The sequence below is a fragment of the Microcoleus sp. AT3-D2 genome, from assembly GCF_036705715.1.
GTDB lineage: Bacteria > Cyanobacteriota > Cyanobacteriia > Cyanobacteriales > Microcoleaceae > Microcoleus.
In genome coordinates this window covers 23,212-39,948 of sequence record NZ_JAUBVE010000034.1, presented here as the reverse complement: position 1 = coordinate 39,948, position 16,737 = coordinate 23,212, and the positions used below count along the sequence as shown (strand labels likewise).

Below are 16,737 nucleotides of genomic sequence, written 5' to 3'. Positions count from 1 at the left end.
TAAATGTGTGAACAATAAAAATGTCTGAATCATTAACCAAAGGAGGAACGATCGCAGCGATCGCCACTGCCATAGTTCCCCAACAAGGCAGCGTCGGCATTGTGCGAGTTTCCGGTTCCGCAGCCTTAAAAATTGCCGAAACTCTGTTTTGCGCCCTAGGAAGGCAAATTTGGGAGTCTCACCGCATTCTTTACGGCCACATCCGTCGCCCCAAAACTCAAGAATTAGTCGATGAAGCTTTGCTGCTAATCATGAAAGCGCCGCGTTCTTTTACTCGCGAAGATGTGGTGGAATTTCACTGTCACGGCGGCATTATGGCCGTGCAGCAAGTCTTGCAATTGTGTTTGGAAAATGGGGCGAGATTAGCGCAGCCAGGAGAGTTTTCTCTGCGGGCTTTTTTGAACGGGAGGCTGGATTTAACTCAAGCTGAAAGTATCTCAGATTTGGTGGGAGCAAAATCGCCCGCTGCTGCACAAAGTGCTTTGGCCGGTTTGCAAGGAAAATTAGCGCAGCCAATTCGCAAATTGAGAACAACTTGTTTGGATGTGCTGGCAGAAATTGAGGCAAGAATTGATTTTGAGGAAGATTTGCCGCCTTTAGATGAAGCTAAAACTTCTTTGGAAATAAATCATGTTTTGGAGGAATTGTCAACAATTTTGGCAACGGCAGATCGTGGAGAATTGTTGAGAAGTGGTTTGAAAGTAGCGATTGTTGGGCGACCGAATGTGGGCAAATCGAGTTTGCTGAATGCGTGGAGTAAGAGCGATCGGGCGATCGTCACGGATTTGCCCGGTACGACGCGGGATGTGGTAGAGTCGCAGCTAGTTGTGGGCGGCATTCCGGTGCAGGTGCTCGATACTGCGGGCATTCGAGAAACCGAAGACAAGGTAGAAAAAATTGGCGTTGAGCGATCGCGCGCAGCAGCAAAACAAGCCGATTTAGTGTTGTTGACAATTGATGCGGAATCTGGTTGGACAGAGGAAGATTCGGAAATTTACGAACAAGTAAAACACCGCCAGCTAATTATAATTATCAACAAAATCGACCTAGTAAAAACCATCCATGAATTACCTTTTTCCCCTGAAGTTCACCCAATAGTTACCGCAGCAGCAGCCCTCAATCGAGGCATAGAAGACTTAGAAACAGCAATTTTAGATGTTGTCAGCGGGGGAAATTTGCAAGCAGCAAACTCAGACTTAGCAATCAACCAGCGACAAGCAGCGGCGTTAACTAAAGCTAAAATTTCTCTGGAACAATGCACAGATACTATGAGCAATAAATTGCCTTTAGATTTCTGGACAATAGATTTGCGCGGTGCAATTCAAGCATTGGGGGAAGTTACGGGCGAAGAAGTGACAGAATCAGTGCTCGACAGAATATTTAGTAGGTTTTGTATTGGGAAATAGTAATAGGAAAAGATTAAATTAAAGAGGTAAGCTGTCTCGCATTTAAGTTGTATTTTTAGGGCGGGCGGGACGCCCAACCCCTACTCCCCACAATATTTTCACTCTTTGTGGAACAGGCATCTTGCCTGTTCTTGAGAATGGTGTAAGATGTTAATTTCATCAAACTTGACTGTAAAATTTAGATGCCCCTGGGCTTAGTGAAGCAATACTACTGACAAATAACAACTAACTTATTGTCACGATCGAGGTCTTCCGAGACTTGTAATATAAAGCACAGCCTCACCCGCAGGAATACCGAGAACGTCATTGACGCGATCGTCAAAAAAGCCCGCGATACCGCTGACACCCAAACGCAGTTGCATAGCTGCTAAATTTAACCGCTGGCCCAAATGACCCGCGTCCATGTGCAAATAGCGGTAAACTCGATCGCCATATTTTGCTACAGCCCTGTTCAAATCCGCCGTGTGAAACAACAGCGCCCCCGCATCTCTGCCCAAGTCTTGCCCCAAACACAAAAAATGCAGTTCCCTGCGGAAATTTTTAAACCGAATTTGCCGCAATTCTTGAGCTTTCGGAGCATAATAATAACAGCCTTCTTCTAATCCATTCACTCCCGAAACAGCAATAAAAGTCTCGATCAAGCTTAAATCGAAATAGTCGGGATAACCGTCTAATCCTTGGTCGATATAGTGCTGCGGCTGGTAAGTAAAATCGAGCATAGCTAGCAGTTCGCCCAAGCTCAAAGAAGCACCTGTATAAGCACGGGTAGAACGCCTTTTGAGCATAGTGTTTTCTAAACTTTCCAGGTTCACTCCCCAAGGAATCGAAGGAGTGACCGTCGAAACTTTAGTACAAAATGGAAAGTTATATTTATCCTCTAATTCCCCTTCACTTTCATCAAGTTTCCAGCCATCCGCTCCGGTAGGGTCTGATTCTAAATGCGTGGCTTTGTGGAGGTATTTTAGCAGTTGACCTTCCGAAATTTGCGGGTAATCTGTCGTAGTGTTTCCGGGCAAAGCTGTTTTAAATTTAGGCAAGTTTTGGTCAATATCTAGCAAGTCCGCTAAAGCAACTACACAAATAGCTCCTTCTTGCTCCGAGTCGATGTACAGTAATTCATTGACAGCTTCGTCGGCGAATCCTCCAATCAGGTGAGGTCGGTAATCGTTGACGGCGCAAGCTAACTCGATATTACTCAATAAATGGCCGGTGTCTAGAAAAATTCGCCTATAAGCTCGGTCTTCGTAACGCCAAGAAGAACGGAAAAAAACAGTGGTGATGGCGATCGCCAATTGGGTATTTTCTAGCGCTGGCGACTGGAAACAAGCTGCTTGCAAGACTGGCCAAACTTGACTGTCCCAAAAATGAACAAGTGAATGAGTTCTGCACTGATAGTTGTAGAGTCCGGCCGGCAAATGGGCAGTGCCACGGGAGATTAAATAAACCTCTGCCGGGTAGAGTCCACCCGCTGACGGTGCAGATCGCAAATACAGGTAGCTGTCGTCTACCGTCTGCACTTTCGCCGTCAAGCCGTAGCTGCACAGCAACAAGCTAGATAACCGATGCCACCAAGCGGCATCGGGATCGGCATCCTCCGAGGGGTCTTTTAGATAAGGCTTGAGGTCAAAATACGCTCCAATTTTATATTCTTTGAAAGGCACAGGTTGCTCTGTCCAATCTAGCTGTCTACTTTTAGCAGCAATGGTTTCAGGGTCGTATTTTGTCCGTTCGTGGTAGTGCTCAGCAATGGAGACAGGAAGTTCTGGCATATTTCAGTAGAGGATTGGCTTTGGTTTCTCGATCTTGACATTACTAACCGCTTACTGGTCGAGCAAGGCAGAAATTTACAAATATAAAAAAAATCTTAGAAAAAATGAGATCGTTGTTACACAAGCTTAACATAAAATAATGCCTAAGTATAAATACACAGATTAATACCCATTAATTACTGCTATGGATTGGCTGCAATAGCTGTCCTCATAAAGGGATGAAAATGCAAAAGCTAAGCGCTGAAGAATTGCTGACTCAGTATGCTGAGGGCAAGCGAAACTTTAACGCCGTTGACTTAAGTGAAGATAACTTGTTTCAAGCAGATTTGGCAGAAATAAATCTTTCTGGTAGCGTTCTGAGGCGAGCTTATTTGCCCTACGGAAATTTGACTGAAGCCAATCTTTATAAAACTGATTTGCAAGATGCTGAGTTGGGCGACATTCAACTTTATCAAGCCAACTTGTCGGAAGCAAATTTATCAAGAGCAAATTTATCAAGAGCAAATTTGCGTCACGCCAATTTGCAAGGTGCTAATTTGCAGAAAGCCAATTTGCAAGGTGCGGATTTGTACAATGCAGATTTGACAAATGCCGATTTGAGATATGCGGATTTGAGCCGAGCTAATTTGGAGAAAGCAAAGTTAAGCAAAGCTCAATTAGCGGGCTGCAACTTATTTCGATCGCGCTTGGTTGATTTGTCGGAAGCGGAGTGCGATCGCACTACTATCGGACCCGAAGGCTATTGAGGATTTGCAGCGGCTAATCTAGCACGTAGGGCGATCGGCTTAATTAGTCGTGAAGCGTAGCTATCCCGTAGGGAATCGCCCTTTTTAAAATTTCTTAACATTTCTCGACACGCGGGAAAATGTGAGTTACAGTCGTAGAGAACTTATCGCTCCGCAACATAGACAATAAATAACACATTTTTCCAGCGGAAAAAAGGCTAAAATTTATGAATTCTCCTGACGAAAAATCCAGAGAACTCCGGCACAAAGAACAAGAACTACGGAAGCGCGAACAAGAAATTCGACTGCGCGAACTAGAAGCCGAAATCGACCGCTCAGTGCCAGAACATCTAACAAGCAAGTACCAAGAACCAGACCGCCAAGTTAACGGCAAACTCAAACAGTGGCGCCGAAAAATTATAGCAGCCGCTCAATTTACAGGCATTGTCATTGCTGTTATCGTTGCAGTTCGCATAGCATCTTGGCTGGCAGCCGCCCTGATAGTGGGAGGCATTGCTTTTATCGCTTACAAAATGTTTATTGAAGAAGACAGAAGTTGAAAATCTCAAGCAGGAAACTATTAGGAAAACCCTATGAACCTTAAAGTAGAAACTAGCAACTTTCTCAACGATTTAGAGCGAGTAGCCGCCGTCCGCCGAGAAATTGCCACTCGCCTCAGCAACATCGCCACAGCCATCAATCAATCAGAATTAGCAGGAGGAGAAGCATCGGGAAAACTAGGTTTAGAAACAGACAACGCCGACATTGATGTCGCCAGTAAAAACTTGCGCCAAGGAGTCTTCCGGCTGCTAGTGCTAGGCGACATGAAACGCGGCAAAAGCACTTTTCTCAATGCGTTAATCGGCGAAAACTTACTGCCCAGCGATGTAAATCCCTGTACAGCTTTGCTGACGATTTTGCGCTATGGTTCAGAAAAAAAAGTCACCGTTTATTTCAATGACGGCAAAAGCCCCAAACAGCTAGATTTTAAAAGTTTTAAACAGAACTACACAATTGATCCCGCTGAGGCAAAACGCCTAGAAGAAGAAAAGAAACCAGCATTTCCAGATATCGATTGCGCCGTAGTAGAATATCCCTTACCTTTGCTAGAAAAAGGCATAGAAATAGTAGATAGTCCCGGACTGAACGATACAGAAGCTCGCAATGAATTATCTCTCGGTTACATCAACAACTGCCACGCTATTTTGTTTGTGCTCAGGGCAACTCAGCCTTGCACAATGGGTGAAAGACGCTATCTAGAAAATTATATCAAAAATCGCGGATTGAGCATTTTCTTTCTGATTAATGCTTGGGATCAGGTGCAGGAAAGTTTGATTGACCCGGATGATCCTGAAGAATTAGCAGAAGCAGAAGGGAAACTGCGGCGGGTTTTTCAAGCTAATTTGGCTGAATATTGTTTAACAGAAGGACACGATATTTACGACGAGCGAGTGTTTGCAATTACCTCAATTAAGGCGCTCAGGTTGCGGATAAAAAACCCGGATGCGGATTTGGCAGGAACTGGTTTTCCCGAGTTCATGGCGGCACTAAATACGTTTTTAACCCAGGAAAGGGCGATTTCGGAATTGCGTCCGGCGAGAACTTTGGCGCGTCAAATTTCTGCTCGTGTCCGCGAAGCTGTTGAACGCCGATTACCATTACTCGATCGCGATGTCAATGAATTGAAGGAAAAGATTAATTCAGTTGAGCCGGAGTTTAAAAAACTGACTCACATTCGCGATGAATTTCAACAAGAAATTATCGAAGTTAGAGATAGTAAATCGCGGGCGATCGCAGATTCTTTCCGCGCCTACGTTCTTAACTTAGAAAATACCTTTGAAACAGATTTCTTACGGTATCAACCAGAGCTGAGATTTCTAGATTTCTTCAGCCAAGGCAAGCGAGAAGCTTTTGAAGCATCGCTCAAACGAGCCTTCGAGCAGTACATCAATGACAAACTAGCAGCTTGGACTCTCACGGCCGAACAAGAAATGAATTCAGCCTTTTCGCAGCTATCGAAAAGTGCCGCAAATTACGGAGCATCTTACACGAAAGTGACTGAAAAAATTACCGAAAAACTGACCGGGCAAAAAATACCAGCAGCAGTCAGCAACTCAAACGAAGATAACTCGCCCGGTTGGGCAAAATGGGCGATGGGATTGTTCTCGTTAACGACCGGAAATCTGGCGGGCGTAGCAATGGCAGGAGCGGGTTTTGATTGGAAAAATATCCTGCTCAATTTAATTACTGTGTTGAGCGTCAGTACGATTTTTGCTAGTTTTACGGGGGTTGTTTTGGGGCCCCTGTACTTGGCGTTGTTGGGGATGGGTGTTGGGGTTTTGCAAGCAGACGGAGCTCATAAACAGTTGGTGAAAGCCGCGAAAAAAGAGCTGGTGAAATATCTGCCGCAGGTGGCTCAAGAGCAGTGGCAGCCGATTCACGATGCTGTGAAAGAGTGTTTTGATGTTTACGGGCGGGAAGTGGGCGATCGCATGAATGCTGATATTAATTCTCGGAAATCTGAGTTAGATAATTTGCTCAAACAAAAGGAATCTCGCGAGATTAATTGTCAGGCTGAATCTGAGCGGTTGAAAAAATTGGAGGCTGATGTTTCTGCCGAGTCGCAGAGTATTGAATCGCTATATCAAGCTTTCCTAGCATCCGCTTGAAATAAAACAACAATATGCAACAACCCGAAATTTATCAAGACCTGACCGACTATCTCAAATCAGCACTCGGTATTCTCGAACTTGACAAAAACTCCCAACTGTATCGAGATACCACCTCAATTTGCGACTATCTTGCCAAACCAACTTTTCAAATTGCTGTCTTTGGCCCGTTTAATTACGGCAAGTCAACTTTGCTGAATGCTTTGCTGGGAAATCGTGCTTTGCCGATCGACCTTGTGCCCACTACAGGTGCTGCCATTTATGTCAACTACGGCGAGGAATTGCGCGCAAAAATTACCCTGAAAGACGGCACGGAAATTAGCGAACCGGGGACTGATGTTTTGAAACGCTACGCCATCCTTGACGACGCGAGACAAATGCGGGATGATGTGGCGGCCGTGAATGTTTACTGTCCCCATCCATTCCTGGAAACAGGTGTGGAATTGCTGGATTTACCGGGAACCAATGACCGCGAAGAACAGGATTATTTGGTTCGGGATAAATTGCTAACGGCTGATTTAGTTGTGCAGGTTTTAGATGCTCGCAAATTGATGACTTTAGGCGAACGGGAGAACTTGAGAGATTGGTTGAGCGATCGCCACATTAACACTGTCGTCTTTGTTGCCAATTTTCTCAATCTACTCGAACCAGACGACCAAAAACAAGTTTACAATCGCTTGTTGTTTGTTGCCGAAAGTTTTCGCTCCAACTTACCGAACAATATCAGCAATATCTACCGCGTTGATGCTTTGCCGGCTTTGAGGGCGAGGCTGAAAGGAGATGTGGCGGCCGCCCAAACTACAGGAATTGCCACGTTTGAATCGGCTTTGCAAAGTATTGTGGCAGCTCAACAGGAACAACTAGCAGTTAAGTTGCCCAGAATTGAAGCTATAGCTACTAAAATTTGCCAATCTCTCCGAGCCAAAGCTGAAAGTGTAACCGCAGAAATAGCCACAGCTAAAAAAAAGCATAAAGACAAAATTGAAATTAAACAAAAAGCTGAAAAGCTGATATCAAAAGGCTTTTTATCCAGCGTTTCTGACTTCGAGATTTGGCTTTACCAGCCCACACTTTTGCAGCGGTATCAATCGGAAATGGCGGTGTCGCTCCAGGAAGGAAGTTTTGATGCGTGGAAGCTAAAATTTCAGCGAGAGGTCTTACATCAGCAGCAAAGCATCGCAGAATGGGTAAATAAAGCTTGCGAATTCTTTGATAAAGAACAGCCGATCGCACTTTTGATTTCGTTTCCTCCATCCCCGCAAGTCAGTTTACCGGAACCGCCACCACCTCCAGCTCAAAAGTCGATCGACAGCGAAGTGACTCCAGTGGCGATCGCCACTGGCTTAGGTTGGCTGTTGGGCGGGCCTGTGGGAGCCGCAGTAGTCGGCGGTGCTAGCTATATTTTGAATAAAAGAACTGGGTATGAAAAGCCGCCTGAATCGTCAGAAGCTTATCTAAATCAAGTAACGGAAATTTGCAGCGAGGCTGCTAAAAACTATCTCGCTCGCTTCAGCACCGATACTTTTTCCATGCTGCAACACTACAAGGAAATCGCCGGAAAAGTTATCTGTTTTCAAGACAGTAAAGAGCCACTACAGACAAATATTCAGCAATACCAAATACAGTTAATCAATAATTTGTTAGAAAATATCGAATCCTGCCTTCAAATAACCAAATCTGTAATTAACGGCAAATGATCCGAACCGACATTGCGGCCAGTACGAATCTTCAACACACCAATTTCTTTGCTGACTAGAAAGTGATCGATCGGAATATAAGCCAGCGGCATAAAAGTCGGCCAAGTCGGTAAAATGCCAAAGCCCGATCGCGCATTTCGCAAATTTCCGGTTTTTACCATATTTTTGTAGAAAGGCGACCACATTGTGGTATTTAAATCCCCAACCACAATCAGCGGATTTTTGATTTGGGCTGCATACTCGCCGATGCCTGCTAGCTGTTTATTGCGATCGATAAAACTCTCCTGTTTGATCGGCACAGTCGGATGAGCAAGAATCAGAGAAATGATTTTACCTTGAAATTTAACATCCGCCGACAAGCTCTTTCTTTGATTTGAAAAGGCTTTAACCGAAGAATTTTCTAAAGGCAGCTTGCTGTATATTGCACTGCCAAATCTCTCAGATTCTTGCTGCTTGGAAGAGTAAGGAAAAATCTCGCTTAAAACCGATAACTGTTTTGCCCAAGATGAGTTGACTTCCACAAAAACCGCGATATCAGGTTGTTCTGCTTTAACCAGCGATATCACCTCAGAATATCGCCGATTAGCCCTTAAAACATTTGAATGCAAAATCCGCAAGTTGTGTCCGGGAGTTGCTCCGGCAACTGCTGGCGCTGGAAAATACCAAGGAACAATTTCCGCCAAGTTAATGATAATGCAAAATGCGCTCACCAGCAACCATATTTTTTTTGAGCGCACCAGAGCGAAGAATATAAAAGTAGAGAAACCAACCAGCAGATATTGTAGTTTAAAATGAGAAGTCAATTCCAAAAAAATGTTGAATTCTCCCAAATAACCGACTATTGAAAATACGGCATTTACAGTTACTGCGATAATAAACCATTTTGAAATTACGTGCTTCAAGTTAATGATTTTGTAGTTGCTGCTGTGCATCACCGCCCATTTGAGCTTAATTTTGAGGTCGTTGGTAATCGGCAATTTATCAATTTCTCTTACCAGTTGTTCTTCCTGTCCCAACACTCGCCGCTTTTGATAAAATCTCACCAGCAAGCTATCTACCACAAAATAACTAAAATAATTGGCAACAAATCCGACAAATACCAACACACCTAAACCGATCAGCATACCAAAGGAACCGCCGACTTTGACTAAACCCGACCAAACGGCTGCGTCACCTGTTTTCCCTGTAGCTAATATGGCTATAAATAGCATTAAAGCCGGCAATCCGATCGTGATTGTGTTTCTGATGAGAGAGTCCATTATGCAATTTTAGATTTTAGATTTTAGATTGGGAATGAATAATGCAGTTTGTATAGTCAGCACTACGGACTGGTTGACTTAATAACGGCTTGACACAATAGAGATACTCCTTAATTTTCATAAAGTTCTAATGGTAAGTTGTCGGGATCTCTGAAAAATGTAAATCGTTTTTCGGTGATCTCGTCAAGGCGAATTTCTTCTACTTCTACTTGTTGGGATTTTAAATAAGCAACTGATGCTTCCATGTCCTCAACTGCAAAAGCTAAATGTCTCAAACCGCAGGCTTCAGGATTGTTAACTCTTTGAGGAGGATGCGGAAATGAAAAAAGCTCAATGGTGTCGCCGTTTCCGACTCGCAAATCTAATTTGTAAGAATTCCTCTCGGTTCGGAAAGTTTCTTTGATAATTGAACATCCCAATACTTCTACATAAAATTTCTTCGATGCTTCGTAATCCGAGCAAATAATCGCCACATGATGTATTGCTTTTATTTTCATCTTAAAAAAGTTAGTTAGTGGCGTTTTGGCAAATGCACAGCACGCTATTGACAATTATATTTGACGATCGCAGACTCCGCCACCAACCCTGCTAAATTCAGCGCGAGATCCCTTTATTTTCCCCCGTTCAAATCTTAATAAAAAAAAATCTGTAAAAAAAGTACCTTACTTTGATAAAATGAGAGTTTTGCACTCAATCACCCAATTTGCATCTTCGGAGACAAGCATTATGGCCCGTATGTATTACGACACCGACGCGAACCTAGACCTCTTAGCCAACAAAACGATTGCTATCATCGGCTACGGTTCCCAAGGACACGCCCACGCCCTCAACCTCAAAGACAGCGGCATGAATGTCGTTGTCGGTTTGTATCCCGGTAGCAAATCTGCAGCCAAAGCAACCGACGCGGGTTTAACAGTTCACCCGGTAGACAAAGCAGCCGCCGCTGCTGACTTCATCATGATTTTATTGCCCGATGAAGTTCAAAAAACTATTTACAAAGAACAAATCGAACCGAACCTTTCTGAAGGAAATGTTTTAGCATTTGCTCACGGTTTTAACATTCACTTCGGCCAAGTTGTTCCCCCTGCCAATGTAGACGTAGTAATGGTTGCCCCCAAAGGCCCCGGACACTTAGTGCGACGGACTTACGAACAAGGGGAAGGTGTTCCGAGTTTGTTTGCAGTATATCAAGATGCTTCCGGTCAAGCGCGCGATCGGGCAATGGCTTATGCTAAAGGTATCGGTGGCACCAGAGCCGGCATCCTTGAAACCACTTTCCGCGAAGAAACAGAAACGGATCTTTTTGGCGAACAAGTAGTTTTGTGCGGCGGTTTGAGCGCCTTAATTAAAGCTGGATTTGAAACTTTAGTTGACGCCGGATACCAACCGGAATTAGCTTATTTTGAATGTTTGCACGAAGTTAAACTTATCGTTGACTTAGTAGTAGAAGGAGGCCTCGCCAAAATGCGCGACAGCATCTCCAATACCGCAGAATACGGCGATTTAACTCGCGGCCCCCGCATCGTCACGGATCAAACCCGCGCCGAAATGCGTAAAATTCTCAGCGAAATTCAATCCGGTCAATTTGCCCGCGAATTCGTTCTGGAAAACCAAGCAGGCAAACCAGGCTTTACCTCCATGCGCCGTCAGGAAGCAGAACATCCTATTGAAGAAGTTGGTAAAGATTTGCGAGCTATGTTTAGCTGGTTGAAAAAGCACGCCTAATCAATTTTAGATTTTAGATTTTAGATTTTAGATGGGAAGACCAATCTAAAACAGTCTGGACGCATAACCTCTATCTGTAGGGTGTGCATTGCACACCTTACTGGTTTGAGGAAAATCTAAAATCTCACGTTTAATCGATTTGAGATTGAAGGAAAAATCTCAAATCTACAATCTCAAATCGTCATGTTTGGTTGGGCTTCGCTTAACCCAACCTACAAGAAAATGGCTAGGTTTTATTAAAGAAACCGGGTTTCTCGCTGGTAGCTCAAAACTATCGTTTCGGGCTAGGACTTTTTTGCAATTTCTCAATATCCTGTTGCCTTTGCTCGTTGAAATCTCTCGGCCTCAACCAATCTGGCCACAACCCGACGAAGAACTTTCGACTGGCCACGCTAGTATCTCTTACAGGTTTGGGGAGAAAAGTTAAAGTGTCACCGTAAAGGGTAAACAGCGCTATAAACAGAAGCAACAGCGGGATAAGATTTTTTTTAGGCATGGCAGTTTGGGAGTAGAGTTTGTGAAAGCGCTTTGTTATATTTTGCCCTTGCACGAACAAAATATATCAGAAACAATAGTCCGGACACTTTTTCTAGGGCCCAATGGCTTATTCTCGCTTGACTTTGAGGCGAGCGTGGATAATTAAATCAATGTCACCTCTACCGCTGACTTGCATTTAATTCGACTTTTTTATGATGCTTGCCCTGTAAGGCTTGTAGTATCGTTCCAAAAACTGTCCGGAGTATTGAGAAACAGCTTAAGAAGAAAATACACCTCTGGGGGCTAAGGGGCGCCACCTACACAAGGAAAAACTGCTAGTCGCAATATCATGTCCCCTCGAACTCTCACTACAAACACCTTTATTATAGGTGTTCGAGCGGACATCAGATTATTAGCTAATGACTAATAGTGGTAAGGTTCGCACTGCGAACCCTACATAATTATGTGTTCGGTCGAAAACTCTACAAAATACTAGGGTTTTTGGGCGCTTACCTACTTAAGGACTAAGGACTAATCACTACTTATTCCCCTGAATAAAAGTTTGCACTACTGCATTAATTTCTGGAGAAATTTCTGTTACTAGCCGCACCGGGATTGCCGATGTGGAAGCAAATTGCGCGTATTCTGGTGTTAGAAAGACTGCATATTTGTCAGATTCAGCAGTCAGTTGAGCGGCGGTAGCCAAACTTACAGCTTTAATATAATTGCGTATGCTAACAGCTTGGTCGCCCACAACTTCATCTCCGGTAATTCCTGTGCTTGGCCTGCGAAATTGGTCTAAAGTTGTACTGGGATCTTTGACGCTTAAGTGCGTTCCTCCTACAAAACCGACTAGCCATTTAGGAGAGGGAATCTTTGGGAATCCGGCAATTTGTTCTGCTAAGGCGGGAGTTGTTTTGTCAGCAGAAGATGCTACTATTAAGGTGGGAATTTGAATTGCACTTAAACCCGTTTCTCCAAATAATAATGATGTGATCGGATTCATGGCGATCGCCCTTTTAATCCTCCCATCCCGCAATTGATAACGTTCTTCGGGCAATCCGGCCGCCGCGCACTGAATGCCTTCGCCTAAGCTGAACCCAATCAAATCCCCCTGACACCGCTGTTTGAGTCCGCTCAATTGCAGTTCGGCGCCGGCCAAGGACAAGGCTGTAGCGCCGCCGAAGGAATAGCCAATTATTACCGATCGGTCGATCGCGATTTTCCCCTGCAAATTATCATCAGTTTGGTTCAATTTGGTCAGTTCGTCGAGTACAAAACTGATGTCTTTGGGACGGTCTAAAAACTCTTGAGGAGCTAACAAGGGAGACTTCCCCGCCATCGCAGCATTGGTGTTAGTCTCGTTGCTGCCCGGATGTTCTAAAGCTGCTACCACATAACCGTGAGACGCCAAATGCTCGGCTAAGTAGCGCAAATCCGTGCGGACGGAACCCAACCCGTGAGAAAAGACGATCGCCGGTTTGTCGGCTGTTGCAGCTCTCGACCAGTACACATCAACCGGAATATGTCGATTGCGGGCGCTATCGTTCAAATCTAGCGCCCGTACCTGCACCGAATTAGGGCCTGGCTGGGTGGGATCGAAAGGCAGGTTAAACGCGGGTTTAACTGGTGCTAACTGAGGTGCGATCGCCGCCATAAAGCGCTGAGTTTGCCAAAAACTAGCGTTCATATTTCCCAAAACTGCGAAAGCTCGATCGAGATCCACCACGACCCGCGAGCTGGGATAAGATTCAATGAAACTCAGTACCGATAAGCCTTCCGGCGCGTTTGCTCCCTGCACCAGAGCGGCTCGCAGCGCTTCCACACCCCCACCGTCGCGCCTGGGTATCACAGTAGTCAAATCCGTCAGGATGCCAGTGCCGATGCCCGTATTTAGCAAGTTGCTCAGGCCGACTACATTTAGGGGAATTTTTGCTTGCAGCGCCCGAAAAATTTTACTCCGCTGTTCCTCAGACAGGAGATTGGCATAAGCTTGCAGTTTGGCGGGGACTTTTCCTGTTTCTGCGAGTTCACGCAAATCCGCAACCGATATTGACGATTCTAAAATACCTTTGCGGACAACAACCGTTTCTGCTGCTTTTACAGAGGATGTCGCGCCGCTCAAAGGGCCGATCGAAATCGAACCCAAAACACTCGCCACTGAAGAAAACCATCTGAAATTTGGTCTAATGCTCATTTTTACTTTATTGAACTAGAGGGGGGTAGATCACCATATTCTCAAAATTCTCCCAGATACCGAGATATTGTTCTAGATGCCGAGAAATTGGCTGCATCGGAGTGCGATCGTCAAGGCCTCTACGCATATTTACTTGCCGAGCTTACATTCCGTACCTAAGTGCACTTCTTATGCGGGTGCTAATGATGATGAGTTGAAGGATTTTTTAATCGGCAGCCCCAAAAATACAAACTTCGCGAGTAAAAAGAGCCATCTAGTATATTTCCAATCCGCGCAAAGGTGCGGAATTTTTCCTAGCAATTCCGTTGAATTAGGATTAAATATAGGACTTACACAATTGTCACAAATAGGGCTTAAATTTTAGGTATATAGTTGCACTTGTGCGCTCTTTGTTAGGAAAAAGCGCACAAGTGCAACTATAGCCGTTCTCAAGCTTTGTGAGGTAGAGGGGCGAACCCTATGCCATATGCCCTATGCCCTATGCCCGCGTGAGCACCTCATGTTACTGAGAAAGGCTATACATACCTTTGTTTAATGTGCCAGTTGGCTTTAGTCCTAAAATATTAACTGCAGATGAATGCAGATTCATAACATCATCTGCGGTTAAAATATTCCTCAAGATACAGGAAAATAAACAACAAGCATCGAAATATTTGGGTGAGTCCGGGCGATCGCTTCCGGTTCTTTGAGAGTTCCCGGTTTGTCCCACATATTCTGTTGCTGAGAAATTGTTGTTAAAATCAGCAAATCGTGTTCTAACAAATTCTGCGAAACTAGCTTGATAAAATTTCCCCGCACCCGATTTACTGGTATCTCAGAAAGAATTGCCAACTCCGCCGCACTTTTCTCGCTTTTTTCCCGTTGTGCCGTCACCAACAACACTTGCAAATTCGCCTTAAGTTCCTCGGCCAAACTCTTAGCAATATCCACGGTTTCCTGAAATCCAAACCGACTCAACTCGCTGTCAGTTACCGCCAAAATAATTCTGGCTGTATTCTGGAGAGGATCGGGAAATCGAGCAATCAGTACGGGTACGGGCGCTCGCCTTACCACATTGTCAATGATGCTGCCAAAAAAATTCTCGCGAGTCGTGGAAAATCCCTTCCAGCCGCAAACTATTAAACTAGCCTCTCGTTCGGTTGCACTCCGCAGAATTCCGCGATCGATCGCATCATCTATCCTCGCGATCGGTTCAACCGCACAAGCAGCAGCATTAGCCACAGTTTCCGCAGCCGTCAAAAGTTGAGTTTGCTGCATTTTATCTGCCGGTGAAATTGCTTCCCCGCGATCGGACAAAATATGCAGTGGCAACAAAGTTCCGTGAGATGTTTTTGCTAAAATCAAAGCCAAACGCAGCAAATTATCTTCCGTATTCGGATTAGCCACAGGCACTAAAACTCGCTCTCCCCATGAATGCTTTCCCGAAGTAGCAGCCGGCAAACTCGACCCCGGCTGCTGCATTTCTTGACCCCACCGAGATACAATCCAAGGAGAAGCGACACAAGTTACTAAAATCATGGCAATGATGCCGTTCACCGTTTCAGTATCGACCAATTTAATGTCAAAAGCAACCGTAATCGCAGCCAAAGTAGAAGCAGCTTGAGAAACAGAAAGACCGAACATTACCATAATGCTGGGAAACTCAAAACGAAATAATTTCCCCGGTATCCAAGCTGCCAAAAACTTGCTCGCCACCTCTGCTAAAATCATCACCGCCGCCACCAACAAAGACTGCGGCTGATTTACCAAAATTAGCGGGTCAATTAACATCCCCACAGAAATTAGAAAAAACGGCACAAACAGGGTATTGCCAATAAACTCAATCCGATTCATCAGGGGACTCATTTTGGGAATAATTTGAGTAATGGCAATTCCCGATAAAAATGCACCAATAATTGCCTCAATTTCAATTAGTTCTGCTGCGTAAGAAACTAGAAATAGGGTCGCCAATACAAATATAAACTCGGCATTTTCGTCGTGTCCGAATTTCTTAAAAAACCACCGACCGATTTTGGGAACGCCCCACAAAGTAGCAAAAGTGTAGATAGCAAGAGAGGGAATGAGAACCAGCCAAAAATTGAGAGTGAGATTTCCTTGGTCAGCTTTGACAACAATTGCCAGCACCAACAGTCCCAACACATTCGTAATTAAAGTCCCCCCCAAAGTCGCAGTTATAGTCTGAGTTCGCATCAATCCCAATTTGCTGAGAATTGGCAGCGCTAAAAGCGTGTGCGTAGCAAAACAAGAAGCGACTAAAATTGCAGCCAACCAGCTATATCCCAACAGCAGCATAGCTCCTGTCCCCAATATCATCGGTAGCGCAAAAGTAGCTAGCCCAAATATGACAGCTTTGTCCGCATTCAGTTTAAGGTCGTCAAGGCTAGTTTCCAGTCCCGCTAGGAACATCAAAAACAGCAATCCTACAGTACCTAGCAAAACAATAGTAGCGTCCCGTTGCAGCAAATTGAGACCGTTGGGCCCGACAATTACGCCAGCAATAATTAAACCCACTATTCCCGGTAGTCGCAAGCGCTCAAATACCAGTGGGGCGATTAGCATGATTGCTAAAAGAACCAGGAAAACGGGAACGGGAGCGGTAATCGGCCCGGAAGTTAACATAATTTTTTTTACCTTAGAGATTGGCCGCGAACTGCTACCAGTTTTAAAAGAAAATAACCAAAATATCTATCAATCTAAAGAGGTATTCTCAATAAATTACAGCGTAATTGGTAATAAGTAGGACTGGGCGGGAGTAACTCGGTTTATTGGTAAAATATGGGTTGGATGACTAGAAAATTATGCAAAAAACCTGG

Annotated in this window: 11 protein-coding genes; 6 read left to right on the top strand and 5 right to left on the bottom strand. The window is 44.6% G+C overall.

What is annotated here, in order from left to right:
* Nucleotides 1–20 precede the first annotated feature (20 nt).
* Entirely contained in the window at nt 21–1,406 is a 1,386-nt protein-coding gene (mnmE, locus tag QUB44_RS15940; protein WP_333369149.1) for a tRNA uridine-5-carboxymethylaminomethyl(34) synthesis GTPase MnmE, read from the top strand.
* A 236-nt stretch (nt 1,407–1,642) separates the two neighbouring features.
* Here the strand turns inward: mnmE and QUB44_RS15935 are convergent, their stop codons facing one another.
* A complete protein-coding gene (locus QUB44_RS15935; RefSeq protein WP_333369147.1) occupies nt 1,643–3,175 on the bottom strand; it encodes a SagB/ThcOx family dehydrogenase in 1,533 nt (510 codons plus the stop codon).
* Between the two features lie 224 nt (nt 3,176–3,399).
* Between QUB44_RS15935 and QUB44_RS15930 the strand changes: the two genes are divergently transcribed.
* The 4 genes from QUB44_RS15930 (at nt 3,400) to QUB44_RS15915 (ending at nt 8,266) form a co-directional block, all read left to right on the top strand.
* On the top strand, nt 3,400–3,921 hold the full coding sequence (locus QUB44_RS15930; protein ID WP_333369145.1) for a pentapeptide repeat-containing protein: 522 nt from the start codon (nt 3,400–3,402) through the stop codon (nt 3,919–3,921).
* A gap of 206 nt (nt 3,922–4,127) precedes the next feature.
* Nucleotides 4,128–4,460: a hypothetical protein gene (locus QUB44_RS15925; RefSeq protein WP_333369143.1), complete on the top strand. Its 333-nt coding sequence runs from the start codon at nt 4,128–4,130 to the stop codon at nt 4,458–4,460.
* A gap of 33 nt (nt 4,461–4,493) precedes the next feature.
* On the top strand, nt 4,494–6,569 hold the full coding sequence (locus QUB44_RS15920; protein WP_333369141.1) for a dynamin family protein: 2,076 nt from the start codon (nt 4,494–4,496) through the stop codon (nt 6,567–6,569).
* A gap of 14 nt (nt 6,570–6,583) precedes the next feature.
* Nucleotides 6,584–8,266 carry a dynamin family protein gene (locus QUB44_RS15915; protein WP_333369139.1) on the top strand — a complete coding sequence of 561 codons (1,683 nt, stop codon included), beginning with the start codon at nt 6,584–6,586 and terminating at the stop codon, nt 8,264–8,266.
* On the opposite strand, the gene QUB44_RS15910 is transcribed toward QUB44_RS15915, so the two are convergent.
* Together QUB44_RS15910 and gloA2 are read right to left on the bottom strand one after the other, a co-directional pair.
* Nucleotides 8,233–9,525, bottom strand: coding sequence for an endonuclease/exonuclease/phosphatase family protein (locus QUB44_RS15910; protein ID WP_333369137.1), 1,293 nt, complete (start codon nt 9,523–9,525; stop codon nt 8,233–8,235). The genes QUB44_RS15915 and QUB44_RS15910 overlap by 34 nt on opposite strands.
* A gap of 110 nt (nt 9,526–9,635) precedes the next feature.
* Nucleotides 9,636–10,022 carry an SMU1112c/YaeR family gloxylase I-like metalloprotein gene (gloA2, locus tag QUB44_RS15905; protein WP_333369135.1) on the bottom strand — a complete coding sequence of 129 codons (387 nt, stop codon included), beginning with the start codon at nt 10,020–10,022 and terminating at the stop codon, nt 9,636–9,638.
* A gap of 178 nt (nt 10,023–10,200) precedes the next feature.
* On the opposite strand from gloA2, the gene ilvC reads away from it, so the two are divergent.
* Complete coding sequence (gene ilvC, locus QUB44_RS15900; protein WP_333369133.1) at nt 10,201–11,250, top strand: ketol-acid reductoisomerase; 1,050 nt, start codon at nt 10,201–10,203, stop codon at nt 11,248–11,250.
* Nucleotides 11,251–12,265: 1,015 nt separating this feature from the next.
* Here ilvC and QUB44_RS15895 read toward each other — a convergent pair.
* Nucleotides 12,266–13,924, bottom strand: coding sequence for an alpha/beta hydrolase (locus QUB44_RS15895; protein WP_333369131.1), 1,659 nt, complete (start codon nt 13,922–13,924; stop codon nt 12,266–12,268).
* Nucleotides 13,925–14,539: 615 nt separating this feature from the next.
* A complete protein-coding gene (locus tag QUB44_RS15890) occupies nt 14,540–16,543 on the bottom strand; it encodes a cation:proton antiporter domain-containing protein (protein ID WP_333369129.1) in 2,004 nt (667 codons plus the stop codon).
* Nucleotides 16,544–16,737: the final 194 nt, after the last annotated feature.

Bases quoted from the DNA above. Each gene is read 5' to 3' on its own strand.
- QUB44_RS15895 (WP_333369131.1), bottom strand. From the start codon at position 13,924: ATGAGCATTAGACCAAATTTCAGATGGTTTTCTTCAGTGGCGAGTGTT.
- QUB44_RS15915 (WP_333369139.1), top strand. From the start codon at position 6,584: ATGCAACAACCCGAAATTTATCAAGACCTGACCGACTATCTCAAATCA.
- ilvC (WP_333369133.1), top strand. From the start codon at position 10,201: ATGAGAGTTTTGCACTCAATCACCCAATTTGCATCTTCGGAGACAAGC.
- mnmE (WP_333369149.1), top strand. From the start codon at position 21: ATGTCTGAATCATTAACCAAAGGAGGAACGATCGCAGCGATCGCCACT.
- gloA2 (WP_333369135.1), bottom strand. From the start codon at position 10,022: ATGAAAATAAAAGCAATACATCATGTGGCGATTATTTGCTCGGATTAC.
- QUB44_RS15935 (WP_333369147.1), bottom strand. From the start codon at position 3,175: ATGCCAGAACTTCCTGTCTCCATTGCTGAGCACTACCACGAACGGACA.
- QUB44_RS15920 (WP_333369141.1), top strand. From the start codon at position 4,494: ATGAACCTTAAAGTAGAAACTAGCAACTTTCTCAACGATTTAGAGCGA.
- QUB44_RS15930 (WP_333369145.1), top strand. From the start codon at position 3,400: ATGCAAAAGCTAAGCGCTGAAGAATTGCTGACTCAGTATGCTGAGGGC.
- QUB44_RS15910 (WP_333369137.1), bottom strand. From the start codon at position 9,525: ATGGACTCTCTCATCAGAAACACAATCACGATCGGATTGCCGGCTTTA.
- QUB44_RS15890 (WP_333369129.1), bottom strand. From the start codon at position 16,543: ATGTTAACTTCCGGGCCGATTACCGCTCCCGTTCCCGTTTTCCTGGTT.
- QUB44_RS15925 (WP_333369143.1), top strand. From the start codon at position 4,128: ATGAATTCTCCTGACGAAAAATCCAGAGAACTCCGGCACAAAGAACAA.